At 60.6% G+C, this 807-nt stretch carries 1 protein-coding gene and 1 pseudogene; one reads left to right on the top strand and one right to left on the bottom strand.

Going from position 1 to position 807, the window contains the following annotated elements:
* Nucleotides 1-269 (top strand): annotated as a pseudogene (locus J5224_RS31830) (EamA family transporter); the annotation flags it as partial.
* Here J5224_RS31830 and J5224_RS31825 read toward each other — a convergent pair.
* A partial coding sequence (locus J5224_RS31825; RefSeq protein ID WP_264628963.1) for an AbrB family transcriptional regulator occupies nucleotides 240-807 on the bottom strand: 568 nt, incomplete at its 5' end. The pseudogene J5224_RS31830 and the gene J5224_RS31825 sit on opposite strands and share 30 nt — an antisense overlap.

Genomic DNA, 807 nt, shown 5'->3' with positions numbered 1-807 from the left:
TGCTGTTGGTGAGCGCAGGCATCGTGACCACCGTACCGCTGCTGTTTTTCACCGCCGCTGCAATGAGAATGCGCCTGTCCACGCTCGGGTTCTTTCAGTACCTCGGCCCGACGCTGATGTTTATTATCGCCGTGACGTTATATGGCGAACCGCTCGGCAGCGACAAAATGGTCGCATTCGGTTTTATCTGGGCGGCGCTGGCGCTGTTTATCATTGATGCCCTCATCGCCCAGCATAAATTACGTCGCGTTCAGCGCCGTGTGGCGTGAGATGTAGCGTGACAGTACCGGGCTGAACAGCAGCGTCGAAAACAGCCGCAGGGTTTGCATCGCAATCACGAAGGCCATATCGACGTTGCTGCCCGCCGCAATGACGGCAATGGAGTCCAGCCCGCCGGGGCTGGTCGCCAGATAGGCGGTAAGAATATCCACCGGCAGCAACAGCGTTACCCCGTAAGCCATCCCTCCGCACAGCACCATCAGACCGACGATCGAGGCCATCATATGCGGCAAGGTGCGGATTGCCAGCAGGAAGATCGGGCGGGTAAAGCTTAAGCCGACACTCCAACCGATAAACGCATAGGCCAAGGCCAGTATCCACTCCGGCGTTTGCAGCATCAGCGTGCCGGTAGAGTGCAGCGCGGCCCCGAGGATCATCGGCCCCAGCAGCGCGCCGGACGGCAGGCGCAGCCAGCGCCCCAACAGCACGCCGCAACATGCCACGCCGAGCGTGGCAAAAAAACGCCAGTCGAGCGCCGGAAACCAGATCAGTGCGGCGGTGTTATGTGCTGCCGTTTCACCCAGGCTC

Source organism: Candidatus Symbiopectobacterium sp. NZEC135, from assembly GCF_025962695.1.
This window is presented reverse-complemented; position numbering and strand designations above follow the sequence as displayed.